We start from the raw sequence: 25438 nt of genomic DNA on the forward strand, positions 1-25438 counted from the left end.
CGTACCGACGGAGGACGAGAGGGGGTGGGGGCCGTCCTTAACCTGGCTTTACGCCGCTGGGGGGCGGCGCACCGCACCGGCGGGGGTGGGGTTTTCCTCAGTACAAGACTGCGCTGAACACCAGGGCGCTCGGCCCCTGCCGGCCGCCAGACTGAATCACGTCGCACGAACACGCACGAAGCGGCCGCCGGGTACGACGGGCGGGCGCCGGAGCGCCACTTGCATCTGCTGACCGACATAGGAGACTTACCGTGACATCGGCTGTGACCATTCCCAGGCACGGGGGCACTGGAGGGCGTACGGCCGTTGCCGCGCGGGCGCGGCAGGTCGTGAAGGCGTACGGATCGGGCGAGACCCGTGTCGTCGCCCTCGACCACGTCGACGTGGACATCGCCCGCGGCCGGTTCACCGCGATCATGGGCCCCTCGGGGTCCGGCAAGTCCACGCTGATGCACTGCCTCGCTGGGCTCGACACCGTCAGCAGCGGTCAGATCTATCTGGACGAGACCGAGATCACCGGCCTGAAGGACAAGAAGCTCACGCGGCTGCGCCGGGACCGGATCGGTTTCATCTTCCAGGCGTTCAACCTGCTGCCGACGCTGAACGCGATCGAGAACATCACGCTGCCCATGGACATCGCCGGCCGCAAGCCCGACAAGGCGTGGCTGGACCGGGTGGTGGAGACCGTCGGACTCGCGGATCGGCTCAAGCACCGGCCGACGCAGCTGTCCGGCGGCCAGCAGCAGCGGGTCGCGGTGGCGCGGGCGCTGGCGGCCCGGCCGGAGATCATCTTCGGTGACGAGCCGACCGGGAACCTCGACTCCCGCGCCGGCGCCGAGGTGCTCGGCTTCCTGCGCCGCTCGGTGGACGAACTGGGCCAGACCATCGTGATGGTCACCCACGATCCGGTCGCCGCCTCCTACGCGGACCGGGTGCTGTACCTCGCCGACGGCCGCATCGTCGACGAGATGCACCAGCCGACGGCCGATCAGGTCCTGGACCGCATGAAGGACTTCGACGCCCGGGGGCGCACGTCATGACCGTCCTGAAGACCTCCATGCGCAACTTCTTCGCGCACAAGGGGCGGATGGCGCTGTCCGCGGTGGCGGTGCTGCTGTCGGTGGCGTTCGTGTGCGGAACCCTGGTGTTCACGGACACCATGAACACCACCTTCGACAAGCTGTTCGCGGCCACGTCGTCGGACGTCACGGTCAGCTCCAAGGACGCCTCCGACAGCGGCGAGACGACCTCCGGCAACGGCAGGCCGCCGGTGATACCGGCCTCCCTGCTCGACGAGGTCAAGGGCGCGGACGGCGTGAAGTCGGCCGAGGGCACCGTGTTCTCCACCTCGGTGACCGTCGTCGACGGCGACAAGGACAACCTCTCGCCGACCAGCGGCGGCCCGACCATCGTCGGCAGCTGGAACGCCAACGACGCCCGCACCATGGAGATCACCTCCGGTGCCGCGCCCAAGGGTGCCGGCCAGGTCATGGTCGACGCCGACACCGTCGACAAGCACGACCTGAAGCTCGGTGACGAGATCGGCGTCATCAGCGCCGTCGGCACGCACACCGCGAAGATCTCCGGCATCGCCGACTTCACCGTCACCAATCCCGGTGCCGCGATGTTCTACCTGGACACGAAGACCGCGCAGCAGACCCTGATCGGCGAGGGCGGCGTCTACACCAACGTCAACGTCACCGCCGCGGCCGGCGTCAGCGATGCGCAGCTGAAGAAGAACGTCGTGGCCGAACTCGGCGGCGACTACAAGGTACTGACCGCGGAGGAGACCGCCGAGGCCAACCAGGAGAGCGTCGGCGAGTTCATGAACGTCATGAAGTACGCGATGCTCGGCTTCGCGGGGATCGCCTTCCTCGTCGGCATCTTCCTGATCATCAACACCTTCTCCATGCTGGTCGCCCAGCGCACCCGGGAGATCGGCCTGATGCGGGCGATCGGCTCGTCCCGCAAGCAGGTCAACCGTTCGGTGCTGGTCGAGGCGCTGCTGCTCGGCGTCTTCGGTTCGGTGCTGGGGGTCGGCGCGGGTGTCGGTCTCGCGGTCGGGCTGATGGAGCTCATGGGCCTGATGGGCATGGAGCTGTCCACGGACGACCTCACGGTGGCCTGGACGACTCCGGCGCTCGGACTGCTCCTCGGCGTCGTCGTCACCGTGCTCGCCGCCTACCTGCCCGCCCGGCGGGCCGGGAAGATCTCCCCGATGGCCGCGCTGCGCGACGCCGGTACCCCGGCGGACGCCAAGGCCGGCTGGATACGCGGCGGGATCGGCCTGGTCCTCACCGGCGCCGGCGGCTTCGCCCTCTACCTGGCCGGAACCGCCGACAAGGCCACCGACGGCTCCCTGTGGCTGGGCCTCGGTGTGGTGCTCTCCCTGATCGGCTTCGTCGTCGTCGGCCCGGTGCTGGCGAGCGGCATGGTGCGTGTCCTCGGCGCGATCCTCCTGCGGGCCTTCGGTCCCGTGGGCCGCATGGCCGAGCGCAATGCCCTGCGCAACCCGCGCCGTACCGGCGCGACGGGCGCCGCACTGATGATCGGCCTCGCCCTGGTGGCGTGCCTCTCCGTGGTCGGCTCCTCCATGGTGGCCTCCGCCACCGACGAACTCGACAAGACCGTCGGCACGGACTTCATCATCCAGTCCGACAACGGGCACCTGGTCACCCCGCAGGCCGTCGCGGCCGTGAAGAAGACGCCCGGGCTGGAGCGGGTCACCGAGTACAAGTGGACCGAGGCCGACTTCACCACGCCCGACGGCAAGACCGTCGAAGAGACCGCGATCACCGCGGCCGACCCGACGTACGCGACCGACCTGCGGGTCGAGACCGTCGCCGGGAAGCTCGGCGACGCCTACAAGCCCGACTCGATGTCCGTCCACGAGGACTTCGCCAAGGATCACGACGTCAGCGTCGGCTCGAAGATCGAGGTCGCCTTCAAGGACGGCTCGACGGGCTCCCTGACGGTCCGGGCCATCACCAGCAGTGAGGCCGTCGTCGACGCCGGCGCGATGTACACGTCCATCGACACCCTCGCGAAGTACGTCCCGGCCGAGAAGATGCCGCTGGACCAGCTGGTCTTCGCCTCGGCGAAGGACGGGCAGAAGGACGCCGCGTACACGGCGCTCAAGGACTCCCTGCACGGCTTCCCGCAGTACGAGGTGCGCGACCAGACCGACTACAAGGAGGCGCTGAAGGACCAGATCGGCCAGCTGCTGAACATGATCTACGGTCTGCTGGCCCTGGCGATCATCGTCGCGATCCTCGGTGTGGTGAACACCCTGGCCCTGTCGGTCGTGGAGCGCACCCGGGAGATCGGCCTGATGCGGGCCATCGGCCTCTCGCGCCGGCAGCTGCGCCGCATGATCCGCATGGAGTCGGTCGTGATCGCCCTCTTCGGCGCCCTGCTGGGCCTGGGGCTGGGGATGGGCTGGGGCGCGACCGCCCAGCAACTGCTCGCCCTGGAGGGCCTGAAGGTCCTCGACATCCCGTGGCCGACGATCATCGGCGTGTTCATCGGCTCGGCGTTCGTGGGCCTGTTCGCCGCCCTGGTCCCGGCCTTCCGCGCCGGCCGCATGAACGTGCTGAACGCCATCGCCACCGAGTAGCCACCGCATACGGGGGTTGCGGGGGAAACACCCGGCGCCGGAGAGCCCTTGAGGGCTTTCCGGCGCCGGGTCGTCTCAGCCGGCCCGTCCGGCGTTCGAGGACGAGGACCGTCCGGGACCGGGCGGGGTCCGGGGGCGGAGCCCCTGGGAGCCGGGCACCAGCACCGCCCCCGGTCGACGCACGTTGTCCACAGCCCCGGCACCGAGGGCCGGCAGCGTCGTACGCTGGAGACCCCCGGCCCGTAGCGCGCGTCGGGCCCGTCGTGTTGCACACCCCCGGACGGAAAGCGCCCCGAATGAGCCTGCACGGTCTGCTCGACGCCGTCGTCAAGGACACCGCCCTCGCGGAAGCGATCGCCGCGGCTGCCGACGGCAACCGCATGCACGTCGACCTGGTCGGCCCGCCCGCGGCCCGGCCCCTCGCGGTCGCCGCCCTGGCCCGGGACACCGGCCGCCCCGTGCTGGCGGTGACGGCGACGGGGCGCGAGGCGGAGGACCTGGCGGCGGCCCTGCGCTCCCTGCTCCCGTCCGAGGGAGTCGTGGAGTACCCGTCCTGGGAGACGCTGCCGCACGAGCGGCTCAGCCCTCGCAGCGACACCGTCGGCCGCCGCCTGGCCGTACTGCGCCGCCTGGCCCACCCCCGTCCGGACGACCCCGAGACCGGCCCGGTCTCCGTCGTCGTCGCGCCCGTACGCTCGGTGCTCCAGCCGCAGGTCAAGGGCCTGGGCGACCTGGAACCGGTGTCCCTGCGCACCGGCTCCAGCGCCGACCTGAACGAGATCGTCGAAGCCCTCGCCGCCGCCGCGTACGCGCGGGTGGAGCTGGTCGAGAAGCGCGGCGAGTTCGCGGTGCGCGGCGGCATCCTCGATGTGTTCCCGCCGACCGAGGAGCACCCCCTGCGCGTCGAGTTCTGGGGTGACGACGTCGAGGAGATCCGCTACTTCAAGGTCGCCGACCAGCGGTCCCTGGAGGTCGCCGAGCACGGCCTGTGGGCCCCGCCGTGCCGCGAGCTGCTGCTCACCGACGACGTACGGGAGCGCGCGCGGGCCCTCGCCGAGCTCCACCCGGAGCTCGGCGAGCTGCTCGGCAAGCTCGCCGAGGGCATCGCGGTGGAGGGCATGGAGTCCCTGGCCCCGGTCCTGGTCGACGACATGGAGCTGCTGCTGGACGTACTGCCCAAGGGCGCCATGGCCGTCGTCTGCGACCCGGAGCGGGTGCGCACGCGCGCGTCGGACCTCGTGGCGACGAGCCAGGAGTTCCTGCAGGCGTCCTGGGCGGCCACCGCGGGCGGTGGCGAGGCTCCCATCGACGTCGGCGCCGCCTCCCTGCGGTCCCTCGCGGACGTCCGCGACCGGGCCCGCGAGCTGGACATGATGTGGTGGTCGGTGTCGCCGTTCGCCGCGGACGAGGAGCCTGACGGGGACACCCTGAAGTTCGGTATGCACGCACCCGAGACCTACCGCGGCGACACCGCGCGGGCGCTGGCCGACACCAAGGGCTGGCTCGCCGACGGCTGGCGCACGGTGTTCGTCACCGAGGGCCACGGCCCGGCCGTCCGCACGGTCGAGGTGCTCGGCGGCGAGGGCATCGCCGCCCGCCTCGCAGGGGCCGACGGGAGGACGGGCGACCTCGGTGAGATCACCCCGTCCGTCGTGCACGTCGCCTGCGGCTGCATCGATCACGGCTTCGTCGACCCGGTGCTCAAGCTCGCCGTCCTCACCGAGACCGACCTGACCGGCCAGAAGGCGTCCGGCCGTGAGGGCGCCCGGATGCCGGCCCGGCGCCGCAAGACCATCGACCCGCTCACCCTGGAGGCGGGCGACCACATCGTCCACGAGCAGCACGGCGTGGGCCGCTACATCGAGATGGTGCAGCGCACCGTGCAGGGCGCCACCCGCGAGTACCTGGTCGTGGAGTACGCCCCCGCCAAGCGCGGCCAGCCCGGCGACCGCCTCTACATCCCCACCGACCAGCTCGAGCAGATCACCAAGTACGTCGGCGGCGAGGCCCCCACCCTGCACCGCCTGGGCGGCGCCGACTGGACCAAGACCAAGGCGCGCGCCAAGAAGGCGGTCAAGGAGATCGCCGCCGACCTGATCAAGCTGTACAGCGCCCGCATGGCCGCCCCCGGCCACGCCTTCGGCGCCGACTCGCCCTGGCAGCGCGAACTGGAGGACGCCTTCCCCTACGCGGAGACGCCCGACCAGCTCACCACCATCGCCGAGGTCAAGGAGGACATGGAGAAGTCGGTCCCCATGGACCGTCTGATCTGCGGCGACGTCGGCTACGGCAAGACCGAGATCGCGGTCCGGGCCGCCTTCAAGGCCGTACAGGACGGCAAGCAGGCCGCCGTGCTCGTCCCCACCACGCTGCTGGTGCAGCAGCACTTCGGGACGTTCAGCGAGCGGTACGCGCAGTTCCCGGTGGTCGTGAAGGCGCTGTCCCGCTTCCAGACCGACACGGAGGCGAAGGCGGTCCTGGAGGGCCTGCGCGAGGGTTCGGTGGACGTCGTCATCGGCACCCACCGCCTGTTCTCCTCGGAGACGAAGTTCAAGGACCTGGGCCTGGTCATCGTCGACGAGGAGCAGCGCTTCGGCGTCGAGCACAAGGAGCAGCTGAAGAAGCTGCGCGCCAACGTCGACGTACTGACCATGTCGGCCACCCCGATCCCGCGCACCCTGGAGATGGCGGTCACCGGCATCCGCGAGATGTCGACGATCACCACCCCGCCGGAGGAGCGCCATCCGGTGCTCACCTTCGTCGGGCCGTACGAGCAGAAGCAGATCGGCGCCGCGATCCGCCGGGAACTGCTGCGCGAGGGCCAGGTCTTCTACATCCACAACCGGGTCGAGTCCATCGACCGCGCGGCGGCCCGGCTGCGCGAGATCGTGCCCGAGGCGCGCATCGCCACCGCCCACGGCCAGATGTCGGAGACGGCGCTGGAGCAGGTCGTCGTCGACTTCTGGGAGAAGAAGTTCGACGTGCTGGTGTCGACGACGATCGTCGAGTCCGGCATCGACATCTCCAACGCCAACACCCTGATCGTCGAGCGCGGTGACAACTTCGGCCTCAGCCAGCTGCACCAGCTGCGCGGCCGGGTGGGACGAGGCAGGGAGCGCGGTTACGCGTACTTCCTGTACCCGCCGGAGAAGCCCCTGACGGAGACCGCGCACGAGCGGCTCGCCACCATCGCCCAGCACACGGAGATGGGCGCGGGCATGTACGTGGCCATGAAGGACCTGGAGATCCGCGGCGCCGGAAACCTGCTCGGCGGCGAGCAGTCCGGGCACATCGCGGGCGTGGGCTTCGATCTGTACGTGCGGATGGTGGGCGAGGCGGTCGCGGACTACCGGCGCCAGCTGGAGACCGGTGAGACCGAGGAGGAGCCGCCGCTCGAGGTCAAGATCGAGCTGCCCGTCGACGCGCACGTCCCGCACGACTACGCGCCCGGTGAGCGGCTCCGTCTCCAGGCGTACCGGGCGATCGCCTCCGCGAACTCGGAGGAGGACGTCAAGGCCGTACGCGAGGAACTCGTCGACCGCTACGGCAAGCTGCCGGAGCCGGTGGAGAACCTGCTGCTGGTGGCGGGGCTGCGGATGCTGGCCCGCGCGTGCGGCGTCGGCGAGATCGTGCTCCAGGGCAACAACATCCGCTTCGCACCGGTGGAGTTGCGCGAGTCCCAGGAACTGCGCCTCAAGCGTCTCTACCCCGGCACGGTCATCAAGGCGACCGCGCACCAGGTGCTGGTGCCGCGCCCGAAGACCGCGAAGGTGGGCGGCAAGCCGCTGGTCGGGCGGGACCTGCTGGGCTGGGTCGGGGAGTTCCTGACGTCGGTCCTGGGTTCCTGACCCGCGCATGAGGAACCGTCCACGGCGTGAGGTCGCCGTGGACGGCCCTGGCGGGTGCGCGAGGCCTTACGGCTGGTCGGGACGATCGCGGTCCATGCCGAGCCGGCGTTCGGCCTGCTGCTGCCCGGTGTCGACGTGCTGCTCGTACTTGCCGCCGGTCCTCTCGTTCATCTTCCGCTCCGCGGCGTCCGAAGCTTGCTTGGCCTTGTCGCGCGCCGCCTTGCTGCTCTTGAACTTGTCGAGGATGCCCATGCAGGAGCTCCTTCCGGAGGTGACTCAGAACCGACGATACGCGCGCTTTGCGGCGCATGCCCATATAGCGCAGAATTGGTCTGGACCTCTCACCCGTTACGGTGAGTCCCGGATCGACCCGCCCCCGCCAGGGCAGGGATCGGAAGAGCGAGGGAGGGCGCGGTGAGACGAAACAAGAGGTGGGGCGCACGAGCCCGGCGCACGGGACCGGTGGTGATCGCCGTGGTGGCTCTCCTCGCCGGCTGCGAGGGAGTCCAGGACGCGGGATCCCCGGCCGGCGACGAAAGCGGGAACGCCGCCTCCGACGGACGTGCCGTCAGCCCGCTGGACAACCCCGACGGCACCGAACCGGGCCTCGCGTCCGTGACCGGCGAGTCGGACAGGGCCGAGGCCGTCGCCCTCATCACGAAGGTGACGACCAAGGGCCGCGGGCCGAAGACGGGCTACGACCGTGACGAATTCGGCTACGCCTGGATGGACACGGCCGACGGAGTGCCGCTCGCGAGGAACGGCTGCGACACCCGCAACGATCTGCTGCAGCGCGACGGCCAGGAGGTGCGCTTCCGGTCCGGGTCCGACTGCGTGGTGGTCGCCATGACGCTGGACGACCCGTACACCGGGACGACCATCGAGTGGCGCAAGCAGGAGGCCGCCGAGGTGCAGATCGACCACGTCGTGCCGCTCTCCTACAGCTGGCAGATGGGCGCCTCCCGCTGGTCCGAGGCCAGGCGGGAGCGGCTGGCGAACGACACCCTCAATCTGATGCCGGTCGAGGGCCGGGCCAACTCGGCCAAGGGGGATTCGGGTCCGGCGTCCTGGCTCCCGCCGGACAGGGGCGTACGGTGCGCGTACGCGGTCCGGTTCGCGCAGGTCGCCCTCAAGTACGAGATGCCGGTGACGTCGGCCGACCGGCGGACGATGCTGGAGCAGTGCGGCGGCTGAGCGGCGCCGCTGCAAGTCGCCGGGCGGGCCCGCTCGGGAGCCGAGGTCCAGGACGTCCGCGGGGGCGGCGCCCCGGTCGTGGCCGTGGGGGCCTCTTCGGTGATCCCGCCGCCGGTCGGCCCGGCGGGCGGTGCGGCGCACGGGGGGTTCCCTCCGGGGGATCCTAGAAGCTGCCGTTGCCGATGATCTCGCCGTCGGCGTCGTACACGGTGACGAGGCCGTTGTCGCTCTGCTTCCAGTCGGCGAACGCGGAGGCGATGAGCTTGGCGGGGCCCGTGCCCTCGCCCATGATCCCGCCGGTGAAGTCGGTGTAGACGTCGGCGGCGTCGAGGATGTCGTTCTGCTCGTCCGCGCCCTGCACCTTGGTGACGTGCGAGATCGCTTCCTTCTCCTGCGGTGTCCCGTTCTTCTGCACGAACGCCTTGAACTGCTCGGCCTGGGGCGCCTTCCCGGTGTCCTTGTCCTCGGCGGGCTTCGCGTTCGACCCGCCGTCCGGCTTCGTGTCGCCGGACCGCTGCTCCGCGGACGCCGAGGTGCCCTTGTCGCCGGAACCGCCTTCCGTGTCGCCGGAGTTCGCCGAGACGGCGCCGATGACGACGATCCCCACGACGGCGCCCAGCGCGATCCTGCTCTTCATGCCCATGACTGTGTCCCTCCCGGCGCGGCCACCGCCACATCGGCGGTCACTCGTTCGCGGAGTCAATGAGAGCAGACTCTGTGAATAGAGTCAACGTAATTCACATCGCCACTCATGTATACGTCTGTGAATCCCATGGCTTGCGCGCGTAGGTATGCTCGTGGTCACGCACGGAACAGAGGGAAGCGGGGCGGGGTGCCGGGCATGCAGGACAACGCGACAGAAGTGACCGCCGCCGGGATCGCACGACTGGCCGGTGTCGGCCGCGCCGCCGTCAGCAACTGGCGCCGGCGGCACACCGACTTCCCCGGCCCGGTCGGCGGCACCGGGACCAGTCCCTCGTTCGCGCTGGCCGAGGTCGAGGACTGGCTGCGCAGGCACAGCAAGCTCGCCGAGGTCCCGCTGAGGGAACGCGTCTGGCGGCAGCTCGCCGGTCACCCCGCCGGACCGGTCACCGCCCTCACCCACGCCGGCTGCGTCCTGCTCCTCATCCATGACCGCTCCCCGGTCTGGCTGGAGGTGAGCTCCGGCACCGACGAGCGACTCGCCGCGCTGCTCCCCGCAGCGCTGGAGCAGGTGCTCACACCACGACTCGGCGACGTGAACGGCTCACCTGTGAACACCACGGGCACTGTTCACAGCCCCGCCGCCCCCGGCGCCGCCCTCGTCGCCTCGGTCACCCGAAAAGCCCTCGAACTCCCCACCGCCCTCCAACTGCTCCCCTCCGCCCCCCTCCTCCGCGCCGTCGCCGCCCTCGCCGCCGAACTCGGGGCCCGGCACACCTTCGAGTTCCTGCTCGGCCGGCACCTCGACGCCAACCCGCGCCAGTACGCGCCCACCCCCGCCGACCTCGCCGGTCTCATGGCCGGCCTGGCCGGCGCCGCCCGCACCGTCCTCGACCCGGCCTGCGGCACCGGCGCCCTGCTGCGCTCCGCCGGCAACGGCCCCGGCCGGCGGCTGTACGGCCAGGACAGCGCCCCCGAACTCGCCGCCCTCACCGCGCTCCGCCTCGCCCTGCACACCCGCGCCCCCGTGCACACCGCCACCGGCGACACTCTGCGCGCCGACGCCCACCCGGAGCTGCGGGCCGACGCCGTCCTGTGCCACCCGCCGTTCAACGAGCGCAACTGGGGGCACGACGAACTCGCCTACGACCCGCGCTGGGAGTACGGCTTCCCGGCCCGCACCGAGTCCGAGCTGGCCTGGGTGCAGCACGCGCTCGCCCGGCTGCGGGACGGCGGCACCGCCGTGCTCCTGATGCCGCCCACCGCCGCGTCCCGCCGCTCCGGGCGCCGGATCAGGGCCGACCTGCTGCGACGGGGCGCGCTGCGCGCCGTCGTCGCGCTGCCGGCCGGCGCGGCACCCCCGTACAACATCCCGCTGCACCTGTGGGTGCTGCGCCGGCCCGAACAGGCGCCGACGCAGCCGGAGGTGCTGCTCGCCGACGCCGGAAGGTTCGCCGGTGAGGGGCGCGGCGGGCCCGACTGGCCGGGGGTGCGGGAGACGGTCCTCGACGCCTGGCGCGCCTTCGACCGGGCCGGCCGGCTCGACGAACGGCCCGGACTGGCCCGCTCCGTGCCGGTCCTCGAACTCCTCGACGAAGACGTCGACCTCGCCCCGGGCCGCCGGCTCCCGGCCGCCACGGACGGCGCCGGCCGGCTCGCCGACGTACGCGAACGGCTCGACGAGACGCTGCGCCTGGCCGTCGGCCTCACCCCGCCGCCCGTCGACCCCGCGCCGTCCGTCGCCGGGCGCCCGCCCTTCACCACCGTCGGCGAACTCGCGCGCGGGGGCGCCCTGGTGATGCGTACGGGCGGAAACGGCGGCCACGCGCGCGTGCCCGTCCTCACCGACCACGACGTGCTCTTCGGAACCGGCCCCTCCGGCACTCTCCCGGAGAGCGACGAGGAAGCGGTGCTCACCGAACCCGGTGACGTCGTCGTGCCCGTGCTCGGCGGGAGTGCCGTCGCGCGAGTGATCGACGACGCGACCGCCGGGGCCGCCCTGGGCCGCGACCTCGTGCTGCTGCGCCCCGACCCGGAGGTGCTCGACGCCTGGTTCCTCGCCGGCTTCCTGCGCGGCACCGCCAACCACCGCCAGGCCGGCGGCCACGCGTCCACCGCCACCCGGCTCGACGTACGCCGGCTGCGACTGCCCCGGCTCGCACCGGCCGAGCAGCGGCGCCACGGTGCCTGCTTCCGGGCCCTGGACGAGTTCGAGCGGGCGCTCAGGCAGGCGGGCCGGCTCGGCGAGCAGCTGGTCCGCGGGATGTACGACGGCCTGACCGACGGGTCGATCGCCCCCGGCTGAGCCCGCGGAGCGCCCTCGGCGCGTCTCCGGGACGCCCCGTACGACAACGGTTCGGTACATCCCGGGACCGGTTGTCGCCGTCGGCCTATACGCTCGGACTCCGAGTTCCCATCGGCTACACCTGTCCAGGAGCAGTCATGTACGGCCACGGCGCGGCGCCGCCCGCCCCCAGTGCGGCAATGGTCATCACGCAGCGCGTGCTGTACGCCGCCGCCGGCGTCCTGTGCTGCGGACTGCTGGCGTGCGTGCCGCTGTTCCGGGTCGCGTTCCTGCGGGGGCGGCTGCTCGACTGGGCGGCGGCCTGGGTGAGCATCCCGCTGTCGATAGCCTGCCTGGCGGTGGTCGGTTCGCTGCCGGAGTCGGACCCCCGGACCGACGTGGCCCTGGCCGTCGTCCTGATCCTCGGCGCGAGCGCGGCCGCGTACTACCTGACCGTGGACATCCGCCTGCACCGGCGGCCGCACCCGTACGCGGGCCAGATGCCGCCGTCTCCCCACACCACGACGATGCACGGCCAGGGCTCCGTGCAGGGCCCCTACGGCTATCCGCAGCAGGGCTCGCCGTACGCGCCCACGCCGGTGCCGCAGCCCCGGTCCCCCCACACCCCGGTACCCCACACCCCGGCACCCCCCACCCCCGTACCGCCGCAGTCGTCCCAGCCGCCGCAGCACCCCGGACCGGCCCGGATCGACCAGGTGCGCGCCGAGCTGGACGAACTCAGCGACTACCTGCGCCGCCAGGACGGGCAGCAGGGACAGCACGGCAACCACGAGGGCGGAAGGTGAGCGTGACGACGGGACGTGTCGTCGCCGGCCGCTACGAACTGTCCACGCTCATCGGACAGGGCGGCATGGGACAGGTCTGGACGGCCTACGACAAACGGCTGGACCGGCGCGTGGCGGTGAAGCTGCTGCGCCCGGACAAGGTGGCCGGCCAGGAGGCCGACGAACTGCGCCGCCGCTTCGTGCGCGAGTGCCGGGTGACCGCCCAGGTCGACCACCCCGGCCTGGTCACCGTGCACGACGCGGGCAGCGAGGGCGAGGAACTGTTCCTCGTCATGCAGTACGTCGACGGCGCCGACCTCGGCGACCACCTCGCCGAACACGACCCGTACCCGTGGCAGTGGACCGTGGCGGTGGCCGCGCAGCTGTGCGCCGTGCTGAGCGCCGTGCACGCCGTGCCGATCGTCCACCGCGACCTCAAGCCACGCAACGTGATGGTGAAGCAGGACGGCACGATCACCGTGCTCGACCTCGGTGTCGCCTCCGTCATGGACAGTGACACCACGCGCCTGACGCACACCGGTTCGCCCATCGGCTCGCCCGCCTACATGGCGCCCGAGCAGGCGATGGGCGGCGCGGTCGGCCCGTACACGGACCTGTACGCGCTCGGCGTGCTGATGCACGAGCTGCTCAGCGGCGACGTGCCGTTCGCGGGCTCCACGGCGCTCGGGGTGCTGCACCGGCACCTGTACGAGCCGCCGGTGCCCGTGCGCCGGATCCGCCCGGAGGTCCCCGAGGCCCTGGAGACCCTGGTGCTGCGCCTGCTCGCCAAGGACCCGCAGCACCGCCCGGACTCCGCGCAGGAGGTCTACGAAGACCTGGCGCGGCTGCTCCCCGCGCGGGGCACCCCCACCGGCGCGCCCCTGGACCCCACCCGCCCCTTCCTGCGCCCGCACGCCCCCTGGCCGGACCGTGCCCGCACCCCCGCCCCCCAGCCGGCCCCCGCCGCGCCGCCCGCGCCCGTGGCCGAGAAGGCCGATGTCGCCGCCGCCGTGGACGAGGTGAAACGGCTGCTCGGCGAGGGCCGCATCACCCAGGCCGTCGACATCCTCGGCTCGATCCTGCCCGTCGCCGCCGAGCAGCACGGCGAGCACTCCCCGGTCGTGCGCACCCTGCGCAAGCAGTACGCGGCCACCCTCCTGGACGACGGCCAGTACCGGCGCGCCCTGCCCGAACTGCGCCGCCTCGCCGACGAACGCGCCGCCGAGGCCGGCCAGGCGGACCCGCAGTCCCTGCGCCACCGCTACGAGGCCGCCCAGTGCCTGGAGCAGCTCGGTGAACCGGCGGCGGCGCTCGCCGAGTACCGGACGCTGCTGGCGTACTACGAGAACCAGTACGTGGCCGCCGGCGACCCGCAGCTCGCCCATGACGTCCGCCGCCGCATCGGCCACCTGCTGCTCGCCCTCGGCGACCGGGCCGCCGCGCACGACACGCTGATCCGGCTGCTGCACGACGTGGAGCGCGTGCAGGGACCGGGGCACCCGCTGGCCGCGGACATCCGGCGGACGCTGCAGTGGCTGGGACAGGTACGCGGATAGCGGGACAGCGGGACAGTGGGCCGCTGCGCCGTACGGTGCCGGTGCCGGAAGTCCTTGTGAATCGTTGGTCGAATGGGTTGGCCAGAGCTTGGCCGATGCCTACCATCGATCACCGCAAGACTTTGTGCACCGCCGCACAAGCTCTCCTCAGGAGGTCTCCTTGCACCGCCGCCGTCGCACCGCGCTCCTCCTCACCGCCGCGATCGCCGCAGCGGCGCCCCTGCTCACCGCCTGCGGGAACGACGCGCACCCCGGTGCGGCAGCCGTCGTCGGCGGCGAGCGGATCACCGTGTCGCAGCTGGAGAACCGGGTCGGCGAGGTCCGCGCGGCCCAGCGGGCGGCCGTACCGGACGACGCCCAGTACCAGCAGGCCATCGCCCGCACCGGCAGCCTCACCCGCGACACCCTGCACGGCATGGTCCTGGACCGGGTGCTGGAGCACGCCGCGCGGGACGCCGGCGTGACGGTCACCGACCGCGAGATCCAGCGGATGCGGTCCGGTCTGGAGCAGCAGGCCGGCGGCGCCGAGGCGCTGGAGGCGGCCTGGCTGCAGCAGTACGGCATCCCGCCGCAGCGCCTCGACGCCAACCTCCGCCTCCAGGTCCAGGCCCAGAAGCTCGCCCAGCGGCTCGGCACCGACACCAGCCGGCCCGAGTTCTGGCAGGCGCTGTCCGAGGCGAGCAAGGAACTCGACGTCGACCTCAACCCGCGCTACGGCAGTTGGGACGTGGAGAAGAGCAGCCGGGTCGACGCCAGGACGCCGTGGGTACGGGACGTCACGGCGACCGGGGTGCCGCAGACGCTCTGACCGGGCCGCCTGTGGACAACCGGCCTGTGGACAACTCGGGGACTGTCGGCGCAGTGGGCTAGTTTCGGGGTGTGAACGCAACCAGCCCCGCGCCGACCTCCGAGGCCGCCCCCGGCCGTGTCGTCCTGCTCACCACCAGCCACCGTGTCGCGCCCGGCCTGCTGTCCTGGCCGGCCTGGCAGGCCCTGCACGCGGCCGACAGGGTGCTGTGCGCGGACGGCGCCCACCCGCAGCTGCCGTATCTGCGGGAGGCGGGGATACCGGTCGAGGAGGCGGCACCGACCGCCGAGGAGATCGTCGACGCCTGTGCCGGCGGGCGGACGGTGGTGGTCGTCGCCACCGGTGAGGGCGAGCCCGTCCTGACCGACGGACTGGCCCGGCTGGCCGGGACCGGCCGGGTCCGGATGCCCGAGCTCGAACTGCTTCCCGCCTCCTACGACCTGCCGGGCGCCCGGCTGCTCGACCTCGTGCAGGTCATGGACCGCATCCGCGCGGAGTGCCCGTGGTCGTCCCGGCAGACCCACAAGGGCCTGGCGAAGTACGGCATCGAGGAGGCGTACGAACTCGTCGAGGCCATCGAGGAGGGCGACCGGGACGAGCTGCGCGAGGAGCTGGGGGACGTGCTGCTCCAGGTCGTCTTCCACGCGCGGATCGCCGAGGAGCACCCGGAGGAGCCGTTCTCCGTCGACGACGTGGCGGGGGGCATCGTGGCCAAGCTGATCCACCGCCACCCGCACGTCTTCGGCGGGGAGACCGCGGACACGCCGGAGGACGTCAAGGCGCACTGGCTGCGGACCAAGGCGGAGGAGAAGCGGCGCAGCTCGGTGACGGAGGGGGTGCCGCTCGGGCAGCCCGGGCTGGCGCTGGCGGCGAAGCTGGGGTCGAGGGCGCGGACGGCGGGGCTGGACGTGCCGGTGCCGGTGGGGGAGGGGGTCGGCTACGAGCTGCTGGGGCTGGCGGTGCGGGCGGAGGCGGCGGGGGTCGATCCGGAGGCGGCGTTGCGGGCGGCGGCGCGGGTGTATCGCGACGCGATACGAACCGCGGAAGGGCAGAGCGGGGACTGAGCGCGGGGTGCGGGGCAGGAGTTTCCTCACCCCGCCGGCCCTTCCCGTCACTTCCGGGGCTCCGCCCCCGGACCCCGTTCGCGCGGTTCCCCGCGCTCCTACAGGTCCGCGCCCTGCTCGCCCCGCCCGTTAGGGTCACCGCATGCATGACCAGCCCACCCCTCCTGCTCCGCCGGGACCCACTCCCGAGTTGTTCAGCCGGGAGTTCGCCACCGATCCCTACCCCGCCTACGCCTGGCTGCGTGAGCACGAGCCCGTGCGCAGGACGCGGCTGCCCAGTGGGGTGGAGGCCTGGCTGGTCACGCGGTATGCCGATGCCAAGCAGACCCTCGCCGACAACCGGCTCTCCAAGAACCCCGCGCACCACGACGAGCCCGCCCACGCCAAGGGCAAGACCGGTATCCCCGGGGAACGCCAGGCGGAGCTGATGACGCATCTGCTGAACATCGACCCGCCGGACCACACCCGGCTGCGCCGGCTGGTCAGCAAGGCGTTCACCCCGCGCCGGGTCGCCGAGTTCGCGCCCCGCGTGCAGGAGCTCACCGACGGGCTCATCGACCGGTTCGCGGACAGCGGCTCCGCCGACCTCATCCACGAGTTCGCCTTCCCCCTGCCCATCTACGCCATCTGCGACCTGCTCGGCGTCCCGCGCGAGGACCAGGACGACTTCCGGGACTGGGCGGGCATGATGATCCGTCACGGCGGGGGTCCGCGCGGAGGGGTCGCCCGGTCCGTGAAGAAGATGCGCGGCTATCTCGCCGAGCTGATCCACCGCAAGCGCGAGGCGCTCCCCGCCGAACCCGCCCCCGGCGAGGACCTCATCTCCGGCCTCATCCGCGCCTCCGACCACGGTGAGCACCTCACCGAGAACGAGGCCGCCGCGATGGCGTTCATCCTGTTGTTCGCCGGTTTCGAGACGACCGTCAATCTCATCGGCAACGGCACCTACGCCCTGCTCACCCACTCCGGCCAGCGCGAGCGGCTGCAGCGGGCCCTCGCCGCCGGGGAGCGCGGGCTGCTGGAGACCGGTGTCGAGGAGCTCCTGCGGTACGACGGCCCCGTGGAGCTCGCCACCTGGCGGTTCGCCACCGAGCCGGTCACCATCGGCGGGCAGCACATCGCGGCAGGCGACCCCGTCCTCGTCGTACTCGCCGCCGCGGACCGGGACCCGGAGCGGTTCGCCGGCCCGGACGTGCTCGACCTCGGCCGGCGCGACAACCAGCATCTGGGATACGGCCACGGCATCCACTACTGCCTGGGCGCCCCGCTGGCCCGCCTGGAGGGCCAGACCGCGCTCGCCACCCTGCTGACGCGTCTGCCGGACCTGCGGCTCGCGGTGGAACCGGCCGAACTCCGCCGGCGGGGCGGGCTCATCATGCGCGGACTGCGCACGCTCCCGGTGGAGTTCACTCCTCCGCGGAAGTGACGGGCCGGGCCGCCGTCCGCTGTGCCCCCGAGCGGGCCAGCGCAAACATGACACGCGCTCAACTCTGTGATCTTCACGTGATCTGCGCGGCATTAACTTGTGACAAGTGATCGTCTGCGGATACGTTCACCCATCAAGTGCGGTGCATCGGTCTCGGTTCGCCGCGCGGGTCATTGCTGTCTTGCGAAAGGTCTCCGCATGCTCTCCGGGAACGGTCGGCACCGCCGCCCCCGCCAGGCTCCGGCTCTCCTCGTCGCGGCCGGGGTGACCGGCTCCGCCATCGCGATCCCGCTCCTCGGAGCCGGCAGCGCCAGCGCGGCCGACGGTGCGACCTGGGACCGGGTCGCCGAATGCGAAAGCGGCGGCTCATGGAGCCAGAACACCGGCAACGGCTACTACGGCGGCCTGCAGTTGACCCAGGACGACTGGGAGAACTACGGCGGCCTGGACTACGCGGCCAGCGCCGACCAGGCCAGCCGCGGCCAGCAGATAGCCGTGGCCGAGAGAATCCTCGCCGACCAGGGGGTCGGCGCGTGGCGCACCTGCGGACTGACGGCGGGGCTGAACCAGGACTCGGCGTCGGCCGGCGTCGACACGGGCGTGGCTGGGGACTCCACCTCGGACACGTCCGACTCCTCCGGTTCGTCCGACTCGTCCGGGTCGTCGGACTCCGGCGGTTCATCCGCTTCGCCCTCCCCGTCGGCCACGTCCGGCCCGTCGTCCGGCGCCGAGGAATCGGAGGACGGCGAGGGTGCGGCCGGCGAATCGGCCAACTCCGACAAGTCGAGCGACTCGGACGCGGATTCGGACACCGGCTCCGGCGACGGATCCGGCACCTCCCCCTCCGTCTCGGCCACTCCCAGGGGTGATGAGTCGGACAAGTCCGGCCAGACCACCGGCTCTTCCGAAGCCTCCGACGCCGAAGGCACCGGTACCGGTCGTCACCGCGGCTCCAGTGCCGAGGAGGACCGTACGTCGGAATCGTCCGGCCGGCATGCCTCGCGCGGCACCGATGCCTCGCGCGACGCCGCCGACGGCTCGTACACCGTGCGCATCGGCGACAGCCTCTCGTCCATTGCCGACTCCCTTGAGTTCGACGGCGGATGGCGGTCGCTCTACGCCGAGAACGAGCAGGTCGTCGGCGTCGACCCGGACCTCATCCTGCCGGGTCAGGAGCTCGAGGTCGGGGTCGAACCGGGCGAAAAGTGACGCTCGAAAGGGCGTGGATCCGGCGGCGGTTGGCGTCATGTTTCGCGGCGAATGTCCGGTTTAAAGGCTGTGAGAGATAGGTCTCAGAAGCCCTGATCGTCTTTGAAATTCCGTGGATCGCGTGTCTACGGTCGTGACCGCTCGCCATCGCGGGCCCCGGCTGCCGCCACGCCGAATCCTGCCAGTGGCAGCACGGGAACAGTCGTCGCGTCATGCGCCGTAGGCAGGAGCGGGGGACCCAAGGTAAGTGCCCCTTCCGGTGATTGACACCGGATCGGGCTTGGGGTGAAGCCGCGTCCCGTGAGGGGCGTGGCCGGGCAACTCAACCGGCCCGAACCCGACAGCTCACCTCGCAGGCGTCGGTGAGGGGATCCAACCATGCTGTTTTCCGGCAAGGGCAAGCACCGTCGTCCGTCCAAGGCCACCCGCGCGATCGCCGTCGCCGGTGTCGCCTCCGCCGCCGTCGCCGCCCCGCTGATGGCGGCCGGCAGCGCCTCCGCCGCCACCGCCTCCGAGTGGGACGCCGTCGCCCAGTGCGAGTCCGGCGGCAACTGGTCCATCAATACCGGCAACGGTTACTACGGCGGTCTGCAGTTCTCCGCCTCCACCTGGGCCGCGTACGGCGGCACGCAGTACGCCGCCACCGCCGACCAGGCCGGCAAGGCCCAGCAGATCGAGATCGCCGAGAAGGTCCTCGCGGGCCAGGGCAAGGGCGCCTGGCCGGTCTGCGGCACGGGCCTGTCCAACACCGCCTACACCGGCTCCTCCTCGAACGACACCTCGAACGGCTCCTCGCAGAGCACCGGTTCCACCGAGACCCGTGAGGCCGAGCAGAAGGCCTCCCGCTCCGCCGAGCGCCCGGCCGCCGAGCAGAAGGCCGAGGAGAAGACCGTCACCACCCCGACCGGCGAGAAGGTCGAGAAGGGCGACGGCGAGTACAAGGTCGTCAAGGGCGACACCCTCAGCTCCATCGCCGCCGAGCGCGACGTCAAGGGCGGCTGGGCCGAGCTGTTCGAGCTGAACGACGACATCGTCGACGACGCCGACCTCATCTACCCGGGCCAGCAGCTGCACCTGAAGTAAGCGGCTGTCCCCCTGCTACCCGCCCCGGTGCGTCTTCCCCCGTGCGCGCCGGGGCGGGGTTTTTTACGGCCGGGTTTCCGGAAACAGCTTTGTTCCGTTCGGAAACAATTTACTCTCGGTTCTGTCCACGGGGCGGGCGACCGGCTGGCCGATCGTCCGGAGCCGGTTAGGCTCGGACTCGCAAGACCCTCCGGGGTCCTGCTCGCCCGCGTCACATCCAAGAAGGAGATGCTCGTGCCGTCCATCGACGTCGTCGTAGCCCGGGAAATCCTGGACTCCCGAGGCAACCCCACGGTCGAGGTCGAGGTCGGCCTCGACGACGGCAGCACGGGTCGTGCCGCCGTCCCGTCCGGCGCCTCCACCGGCGCCTTCGAGGCCATCGAACTCCGTGACGGCGATGCCAACCGTTACCTGGGCAAGGGTGTCGAGAAGGCCGTCCTGGCCGTCATCGAGCAGATCGGCCCGGAGCTCGTCGGCTACGACGCCACCGAGCAGCGCCTGATCGACCAGGCGATGTTCGACCTGGACGCCACCGACAACAAGGGCTCCCTCGGCGCCAACGCCATCCTCGGCGTCTCGCTCGCCGTCGCCCACGCCGCCTCCGAGGCGTCCGACCTCCCGCTCTTCCGCTACCTGGGCGGCCCCAACGCGCACCTGCTGCCGGTGCCGATGATGAACATCCTGAACGGCGGCTCGCACGCCGACTCCAACGTGGACATCCAGGAGTTCATGATCGCCCCGATCGGCGCGGAGTCCTTCTCCGAGGCCCTGCGCTGGGGCGCCGAGATCTACCACACCCTGAAGAAGGTCCTGAAGAGCAAGGGCCTGGCCACCGGCCTCGGCGACGAGGGCGGTTTCGCCCCGAACCTCGGCTCCAACCGCGAGGCCCTCGACCTCATCCTCGAGGCCGTCAAGGAGGCCGGCTACACCCCCGGCGAGCAGATCGCGCTGGCGCTCGACGTCGCCGCGTCCGAGTTCTACAAGGACGGCGTCTACACCTTCGAGGGCAAGGAGCGCTCCGCCGCCGAGATGACCGAGTACTACGCCGAGCTCGTCGACGCGTACCCGCTCGTCTCCATCGAGGACCCGCTGTTCGAGGACGACTGGGAGGGCTGGAAGACCATCACCGCCAAGCTCGGTGACAAGGTCCAGCTCGTCGGCGACGACCTGTTCGTCACCAACCCCGAGCGCCTCGCCCGCGGCATCGAGGAGGGCGCCGCCAACGCGCTCCTCGTCAAGGTCAACCAGATCGGCTCGCTGACCGAGACCCTGGACGCCGTCGAGCTGGCCCAGCGCAGCGGCTTCAAGTGCATGATGTCCCACCGCTCCGGCGAGACCGAGGACGTCACCATCGCCGACCTGGCCGTCGCCACCAACTGCGGCCAGATCAAGACCGGCGCCCCGGCCCGTTCCGAGCGCGTCGCCAAGTACAACCAGCTGCTGCGCATCGAGGAGATCCTCGACGACGCCGCGGTGTACGCCGGCCGCAGCGCGTTCCCGCGCTTCAAGGGCTGACCCGCCCCGTAAGAGGCAGCGTCGTACGTACGTCCCCGTACCCGGTCCCGTACCGTGTGCGGGGACGTACGCACGTATGAAGGCGAACCGGAGGCGGAACATGGCGGTCAGGGACCGGGACCGTTTCTCCACCGCGACCAGGATCCGGCTGATCGGTGAGCAGACCGCGGCCCGGGTCTACCGCTCGCAGACCAAACGCCAGGCCCGCCGCTCCCGGCTGACCGGCCGGGCCGCGCTGCTCGCCCTGGTGGTCTGCTCCCTGATCGTCGCCCTCGCCTATCCCATGCGGCAGTACGTCTCCCAGCGCGCGGACATCGCCGACCTCCAGCAGGAGCAGGACGAGACCCGCCGACGGGTCGAACGGCTGCGCGACATGAAGGCGCGCTGGCAGGACGACGCGTACGCCGAGCAGGAGATCCGCCGGCGGCTGCACTACGTCATGCCCGGCGAGACCGGCTACATCGTCATCGACCCGGGTACGGCGAAGAAGTCCCGCACGGATCTCGAAGCCGCCGACCGCCCCTGGTACGCGAACGTCTGGGACGGCGTCGACAAGGCCGACGCCGCCGACCAGTGACCCTCATGGAAAGCCGCAGAAAGACACGTATGGACACGCCCGCCCGCCGCCCGGACACCACCTCCCAGGAACAGCGCTCCGCGCTGACCTTGTTCGATCTGCCCACGACCCCCCGCACCGAGCCCACCGACGCGGACGTCGAGGCCTTCAAGCAGCAGCTCGGGCGGCCCCCGCGCGGGCTGCGCGCCATCGCGCACCGCTGCCCCTGCGGACAGCCGGACGTGGTGGAGACCGCGCCGAGGCTGCCCGACGGCACCCCCTTCCCGACGCTCTACTACCTCACCTGCCCGAAGGCGAACTCCGCGATCGGGACGCTGGAGGCGAACGGCGTGATGAAGGAGATGACGGAGCGGCTGGCGACCGACCCGGAGCTGGCGGCCGCGTACCGCGCGGCGCACGAGGACTACATCCGGCGCCGCGACGAGATCGAGGAGCTCAGGAACTTCCCCAGCGCGGGCGGCATGCCGGACCGCGTGAAGTGCCTGCACGTGCTGGTCGCCCACTCGCTGGCCGCGGGCCCCGGGGTCAACCCGCTGGGCGACGAGGCGCTGGCGATGCTGCCTCAGTGGTGGCGCAAGGGCGCCTGCGTGACGCTGCCCGCGAAGGAGGACGGCCAGTGACCCGGGTCGCCGCCATCGACTGCGGTACGAACTCCATCCGGCTGCTGGTGGCCGACGCCGACCCCGGAACCGGTGAACTCACCGATCTGGACCGGCGGATGACGATCGTCCGGCTCGGCCAGGGCGTCGACCGCACGGGCCGGCTGGCGCCCGAGGCGCTGGAGCGGACGTTCGCCGCCTGCCGTGAGTACGCGGAGATCATCAAGGAGCACGGCGCGGAGCACCTGCGCTTCGTCGCCACCTCCGCCTCCCGCGACGCCGGGAACCGCGACGCGTTCGTGCGCGGGGTGCTGGACGTCCTGGGCGTGGAGCCCGAGGTCATCACCGGTGACCAGGAGGCCGAGTTCTCCTTCACCGGGGCCACCAAGGAACTGACGGGCCGGACCGATCTGCACCGCCCGTTCCTGGTCGTGGACATCGGCGGCGGTTCGACCGAGTTCGTCGTCGGTGACGACCACGTCCGCGCCGCCCGCTCCGTGGACGTCGGCTGCGTACGGATGACCGAGCGGCATCTGGTGCGGGACGGGGCCGTGACGGACCCGCCGACCGAGGAGCAGATCGCGGCGATGCGCGCCGACATCGAGGCCGCCCTCGACCACGCCGAGGAGACGGTCCCGTTGCGCGAGGCGCACACCCTGGTCGGCCTGGCCGGCTCGGTCACGACCGTGTCGGCGATCGCCCAGGAGCTCCCCGGGTACGACTCCGAGGCCATCCACCACTCCCGCGTCTCCCGCGACCGCGTCCGCGAGATCACCGGGTGGCTGCTGCGCTCCACCCACGCCGAGCGCGCGGCGGTGCCCTCCATGCACCCGGGCCGGGTCGACGTGATCGGCGCCGGGGCCCTGGTGCTGTTGGCGATCATGGAGCGGATCGGCGCGGAGGAGGTCGTGGTGTCGGAGCACGACATCCTCGACGGCATCGCCTGGTCCGTGGCCTGAGTCCGCTTCGCGTACCGATCGGTAGCACTCTGCTGAGCAGCCGGTATGGCGTTTGAGCGAGGTTCGGGGGGCTCTTGCGGGCCCCTCGACGGAGCTCTGCCGGGAAAGTTCGTGAAGTTCTTCACAAGGAATTGGCCCCGGGAGAACGAAGAACTGAATCCGGTTGACCCGTTCGGGCGCCCAACACCCCTTTGAACGCGTTCAGAAGCTGGTGACGGGTGCCTTGTCGGGGATTGTCGCGACGACTCGCCGACCGGCCTCACGGCGCCTTCCGGCGGACAGAGAGGCAGCTCACGCGGCATTGACAACGTCTCGTGCGGGGTGCCGGTTCCCACTTCGCACTGTGATCTGGATCAAGAAGCGGGGGATGGTAACACAGGCCCTGTTGAAGCTTGTGAAGGGGCGCACGAGGTACCCCCCTGAGGCGGGTGGATACTCGATGGCATGAGCACCACGGAGCGTCCCAGGATCCTCGTAGTAGGCGGTGGGTACGTAGGCCTGTACGCAGCTCGGCGCATCCAGAAGAAGATGCGTTACGGCGAGGCGACCGTCACCGTCGTCGACCCGCGGTCGTACATGACCTACCAGCCCTTCCTCCCCGAAGCCGCCGCCGGCAGCATCTCCCCCCGGCACGTCGTCGTCCCGCTGCGACGCGTGCTTCCCAAGGCGGAGGTCCTCACCGGCCGGGTCACCACCATCGACCAGGACCGCAAGGTCGCCACAGTCGCCCCGCTGGTGGGCGAGGCGTACGAGCTGCCCTTCGACTACCTGGTGATCGCGCTGGGCGCGGTCTCCCGGACCTTCCCGATCCCCGGCCTCGCCGAGCAGGGCATCGGCATGAAGGGCATCGAGGAGGCCATCGGCCTGCGCAACCACGTCCTCGAGCAGCTCGACAAGGCCGACTCCACCACGGACGAGGAGATCCGGCGCAAGGCGCTCACCTTCGTCTTCGTGGGTGGTGGCTTCGCCGGCGCGGAGACCATCGGCGAGGTCGAGGACATGGCCCGCGACGCCGCCAAGTACTACAAGAACGTGTCCCGCGAGGACATGCGCTTCGTCCTCGTCGACGCCGCCGACAAGATCCTCCCCGAGGTCGGTCCCAAGCTCGGCGCGTACGGCAAGGAGCACCTCGAGAGCCGCGGCGTCGAGGTCTACCTGTCCACGTCGATGGACTCCTGCGTCGACGGCCACGTGGTGCTGAAGAACGGCCTCGAGGTCGACTCCAACACGATCGTGTGGACGGCGGGCGTCAAGCCGAACCCGGCCCTGTCCCGCTTCGGCCTGCCGCTGGGTCCGCGCGGTCACGTCGACACCGAGCCGACGCTCCAGGTCAAGGGCACCGACTACATCTGGGCCGCGGGCGACAACGCCCAGGTCCCGGACCTCGTGGGCCGCAAGGCAGGCAACGAGAACGCCTGGTGCCCGCCGAACGCCCAGCACGCGCTGCGCCAGGCCAAGGCCCTCGGCGACAACGTGGTCTCCGGGATGCGGGGCTTCCCGCAGAAGGAGTACAGCCACGCCAACAAGGGCGCGGTGGCGGGCCTCGGCCTGCACAAGGGCGTGGCGATGATCGTCATGGGCAAGATGAAGATCAAGCTCAAGGGCCGGCTCGCCTGGTACATGCACCGTGGCTACCACGGCATGGCCATGCCGACCTGGAACCGCAAGATCCGCGTCTTCGCCGACTGGACCCTCGGCATGTTCCTCAAGCGCGAGGTCGTGTCCCTGGGCGCGATCGAGTCGCCGCGCGACGAGTTCTACGAGGCGGCGAAGCCGGCGCCCGCGCCCGCGGCCGCCCAGCAGGAGCCGAAGAAGACCGAGGCCAAGGCCTCCTGACCCCCGGTCACCCCTGAAGGGGCCGCCCGCCATCCGTGGTGCGGGCGGCCCCTTCGGCGTTCCCGAGGGGCCGATCGGTGCGGGTGCGCTGTGGCTGCGCCCGACGTTCCTGCCCACCCGCCCGACTCGATGGGCTGAAAGGCCCCGCCGGGTCCGCGCCCCCCAGCCCTGAGGGCTCCCGAGTGCCCCGGTCTCTCCCGGAGCCCTCAGGGCTCCCGAGTGCCCCGGTCTCTCCCGGAGCCCTCAGGCCTCCCCTTCCGAGCCCGGCGCGCCCGCTCTCCCTTCGCGCCCTCGCTCTCCCCTTGCGCGCCCGCTCTCCCCTTGCGCGCCCGCTCTCCCCTTGCGCCCCCGCACCTGGAACCGGCCCGCACGCCACGACGTATCCGCACACGACGACGGGCCCCGCTCCACCCGGAAACGGGGCCCGCACCACAGCC

Annotated in this window: 19 protein-coding genes and 1 riboswitch; of the genes, 17 read left to right on the plus strand and 2 right to left on the minus strand. The window is 71.5% G+C overall.

The window, feature by feature from the left end:
- Positions 1-251 precede the first annotated feature (251 nt).
- From ACFXAE_RS08445 to mfd, 3 genes are all read left to right on the plus strand, one after another.
- Positions 252-1040 (plus strand): ABC transporter ATP-binding protein, encoded by a 789-nt coding sequence (locus ACFXAE_RS08445; protein WP_384709978.1) that lies wholly within the window; start codon positions 252-254, stop codon positions 1038-1040.
- Positions 1037-3616: an ABC transporter permease gene (locus ACFXAE_RS08450; protein WP_384709981.1), complete on the plus strand. Its 2580-nt coding sequence runs from the start codon at positions 1037-1039 to the stop codon at positions 3614-3616. The genes ACFXAE_RS08445 and ACFXAE_RS08450 overlap by 4 nt, the downstream gene beginning before the upstream one ends.
- Positions 3617-3912: 296 nt before the next feature.
- Positions 3913-7464 carry a transcription-repair coupling factor gene (mfd, locus tag ACFXAE_RS08455; protein ID WP_384709984.1) on the plus strand — a complete coding sequence of 1184 codons (3552 nt, stop codon included), beginning with the start codon at positions 3913-3915 and terminating at the stop codon, positions 7462-7464.
- Positions 7465-7530: 66 nt separating this feature from the next.
- Here mfd and ACFXAE_RS08460 read toward each other — a convergent pair whose 3' ends face one another.
- Positions 7531-7716: an antitoxin gene (locus ACFXAE_RS08460; protein WP_384709987.1), complete on the minus strand. Its 186-nt coding sequence runs from the start codon at positions 7714-7716 to the stop codon at positions 7531-7533.
- Positions 7717-7878: 162 nt separating this feature from the next.
- On the opposite strand from ACFXAE_RS08460, the gene ACFXAE_RS08465 reads away from it, so the two are divergent.
- Positions 7879-8658, plus strand: coding sequence for an HNH endonuclease family protein (locus tag ACFXAE_RS08465; protein ID WP_384709990.1), 780 nt, complete (start codon positions 7879-7881; stop codon positions 8656-8658).
- Positions 8659-8821: 163 nt separating this feature from the next.
- On the opposite strand, the gene ACFXAE_RS08470 is transcribed toward ACFXAE_RS08465, so the two are convergent.
- Positions 8822-9301, minus strand: coding sequence for a hypothetical protein (locus tag ACFXAE_RS08470; RefSeq protein WP_384709993.1), 480 nt, complete (start codon positions 9299-9301; stop codon positions 8822-8824).
- 198 nt (positions 9302-9499) lie between these two features.
- Between ACFXAE_RS08470 and ACFXAE_RS08475 the strand changes: the two genes are divergently transcribed.
- The 13 genes from ACFXAE_RS08475 to ACFXAE_RS08535 all read left to right on the plus strand — a co-directional run bounded on the left by ACFXAE_RS08475 (position 9500) and on the right by ACFXAE_RS08535 (position 25001).
- Positions 9500-11605: an N-6 DNA methylase gene (locus tag ACFXAE_RS08475; RefSeq protein WP_384709997.1), complete on the plus strand. Its 2106-nt coding sequence runs from the start codon at positions 9500-9502 to the stop codon at positions 11603-11605.
- 137 nt (positions 11606-11742) lie between these two features.
- Positions 11743-12390 (plus strand): hypothetical protein, encoded by a 648-nt coding sequence (locus ACFXAE_RS08480; protein ID WP_384710000.1) that lies wholly within the window; start codon positions 11743-11745, stop codon positions 12388-12390.
- 38 nt (positions 12391-12428) lie between these two features.
- On the plus strand, positions 12429-13925 hold the full coding sequence (locus ACFXAE_RS08485) for a protein kinase (RefSeq protein WP_384710129.1): 1497 nt from the start codon (positions 12429-12431) through the stop codon (positions 13923-13925).
- A 160-nt stretch (positions 13926-14085) separates the two neighbouring features.
- The gene (locus tag ACFXAE_RS08490) at positions 14086-14733 is read left to right on the plus strand and encodes a SurA N-terminal domain-containing protein (RefSeq protein WP_384710003.1); all 648 of its coding nucleotides are present in this window, start codon (positions 14086-14088) and stop codon (positions 14731-14733) included.
- Between the two features lie 71 nt (positions 14734-14804).
- Entirely contained in the window at positions 14805-15797 is a 993-nt protein-coding gene (locus ACFXAE_RS08495; RefSeq protein WP_384710006.1) for a nucleoside triphosphate pyrophosphohydrolase, read from the plus strand.
- Positions 15798-15939: 142 nt separating this feature from the next.
- Positions 15940-17223 carry a cytochrome P450 gene (locus ACFXAE_RS08500; RefSeq protein WP_384710008.1) on the plus strand — a complete coding sequence of 428 codons (1284 nt, stop codon included), beginning with the start codon at positions 15940-15942 and terminating at the stop codon, positions 17221-17223.
- A gap of 198 nt (positions 17224-17421) precedes the next feature.
- Positions 17422-18432: a transglycosylase family protein gene (locus tag ACFXAE_RS08505; protein WP_384710010.1), complete on the plus strand. Its 1011-nt coding sequence runs from the start codon at positions 17422-17424 to the stop codon at positions 18430-18432.
- A gap of 205 nt (positions 18433-18637) precedes the next feature.
- Positions 18638-18806, plus strand: a riboswitch (cyclic di-AMP (ydaO/yuaA leader).
- A gap of 4 nt (positions 18807-18810) precedes the next feature.
- Positions 18811-19515 (plus strand): transglycosylase family protein, encoded by a 705-nt coding sequence (locus ACFXAE_RS08510; protein WP_384710013.1) that lies wholly within the window; start codon positions 18811-18813, stop codon positions 19513-19515.
- A 234-nt stretch (positions 19516-19749) separates the two neighbouring features.
- The gene (gene eno / locus ACFXAE_RS08515) at positions 19750-21030 is read left to right on the plus strand and encodes a phosphopyruvate hydratase (protein WP_384710016.1); all 1281 of its coding nucleotides are present in this window, start codon (positions 19750-19752) and stop codon (positions 21028-21030) included.
- 100 nt (positions 21031-21130) lie between these two features.
- Positions 21131-21607, plus strand: a complete 477-nt coding sequence (locus ACFXAE_RS08520; protein ID WP_384710019.1) for a septum formation initiator family protein — start codon at positions 21131-21133, stop codon at positions 21605-21607.
- Positions 21608-21636: 29 nt separating this feature from the next.
- Positions 21637-22227 (plus strand): DUF501 domain-containing protein, encoded by a 591-nt coding sequence (locus tag ACFXAE_RS08525; protein WP_384710022.1) that lies wholly within the window; start codon positions 21637-21639, stop codon positions 22225-22227.
- Entirely contained in the window at positions 22224-23165 is a 942-nt protein-coding gene (locus ACFXAE_RS08530) for an exopolyphosphatase (RefSeq protein ID WP_384710025.1), read from the plus strand. The genes ACFXAE_RS08525 and ACFXAE_RS08530 overlap by 4 nt, the downstream gene beginning before the upstream one ends.
- A 444-nt stretch (positions 23166-23609) precedes the next feature.
- The gene (locus ACFXAE_RS08535) at positions 23610-25001 is read left to right on the plus strand and encodes an NAD(P)/FAD-dependent oxidoreductase (protein WP_384710028.1); all 1392 of its coding nucleotides are present in this window, start codon (positions 23610-23612) and stop codon (positions 24999-25001) included.
- The last annotated feature ends 437 nt before the right edge of the window (positions 25002-25438 follow it).

The sequence above is a fragment of the Streptomyces sp. NPDC059454 genome, from assembly GCF_042749965.1.
GTDB lineage: Bacteria > Actinomycetota > Actinomycetes > Streptomycetales > Streptomycetaceae > Streptomyces.

Coding starts and splice junctions, on each gene's coding strand:
- ACFXAE_RS08450 (WP_384709981.1), top strand. CDS start 1,037: ATGACCGTCCTGAAGACCTCCATGCGCAACTTCTTCGCGCACAAGGGG.
- ACFXAE_RS08525 (WP_384710022.1), top strand. CDS start 21,637: ATGGACACGCCCGCCCGCCGCCCGGACACCACCTCCCAGGAACAGCGC.
- ACFXAE_RS08470 (WP_384709993.1), bottom strand. CDS start 9,301: ATGGGCATGAAGAGCAGGATCGCGCTGGGCGCCGTCGTGGGGATCGTC.
- ACFXAE_RS08500 (WP_384710008.1), top strand. CDS start 15,940: ATGCATGACCAGCCCACCCCTCCTGCTCCGCCGGGACCCACTCCCGAG.
- ACFXAE_RS08520 (WP_384710019.1), top strand. CDS start 21,131: ATGGCGGTCAGGGACCGGGACCGTTTCTCCACCGCGACCAGGATCCGG.
- ACFXAE_RS08510 (WP_384710013.1), top strand. CDS start 18,811: ATGCTGTTTTCCGGCAAGGGCAAGCACCGTCGTCCGTCCAAGGCCACC.
- mfd (WP_384709984.1), top strand. CDS start 3,913: ATGAGCCTGCACGGTCTGCTCGACGCCGTCGTCAAGGACACCGCCCTC.
- ACFXAE_RS08505 (WP_384710010.1), top strand. CDS start 17,422: ATGCTCTCCGGGAACGGTCGGCACCGCCGCCCCCGCCAGGCTCCGGCT.
- ACFXAE_RS08460 (WP_384709987.1), bottom strand. CDS start 7,716: ATGGGCATCCTCGACAAGTTCAAGAGCAGCAAGGCGGCGCGCGACAAG.
- ACFXAE_RS08480 (WP_384710000.1), top strand. CDS start 11,743: ATGTACGGCCACGGCGCGGCGCCGCCCGCCCCCAGTGCGGCAATGGTC.
- ACFXAE_RS08535 (WP_384710028.1), top strand. CDS start 23,610: ATGAGCACCACGGAGCGTCCCAGGATCCTCGTAGTAGGCGGTGGGTAC.
- ACFXAE_RS08475 (WP_384709997.1), top strand. CDS start 9,500: ATGCAGGACAACGCGACAGAAGTGACCGCCGCCGGGATCGCACGACTG.